Source organism: Pseudomonas sp. NY15356, from assembly GCF_048068175.1.
Lineage (GTDB): Bacteria > Pseudomonadota > Gammaproteobacteria > Pseudomonadales > Pseudomonadaceae > Aquipseudomonas > Aquipseudomonas putida_K.
The window spans coordinates 1-287 of record NZ_JBLUPW010000102.1; the positions used below are offsets into that span (position 1 = coordinate 1).

General features: G+C 57.5%; 1 protein-coding gene. It reads left to right on the plus strand.

The genetic code is table 11. From position 1 onward, the window contains the following. Nucleotides 1-287, plus strand: a 287-nt coding sequence (locus tag ACNFCI_RS24120) for an immunoglobulin-like domain-containing protein (RefSeq protein WP_416768446.1), incomplete at both ends; no start/stop codon positions are given.

Here is a 287-nt window from a genome sequence, read left to right on the forward strand (position 1 = left end):
TCACCGATGCGACCGTCGCCGGCAAGCAGTTCGAAAACCTGCAACTGGGCGACAAGGCCACCGTCAACATCACCGATACGATCAGCGAAGTAAAAGCCACGCTGTCTGTGGATAAAACTACTGTCGCTGAAGGCGGTGAAATCACCTACACCGTGACCCTGAGCAACGGCCAGAAACTGCCGGTCAACGGCCATGGTGGCCTGGTCTTCACTCTGACCGATGGCACAAAAGTTTCTATCCCTGCCGGCAGCGCCAGCGGCTCTATCACCGTTAAAGCGCCGGACGAC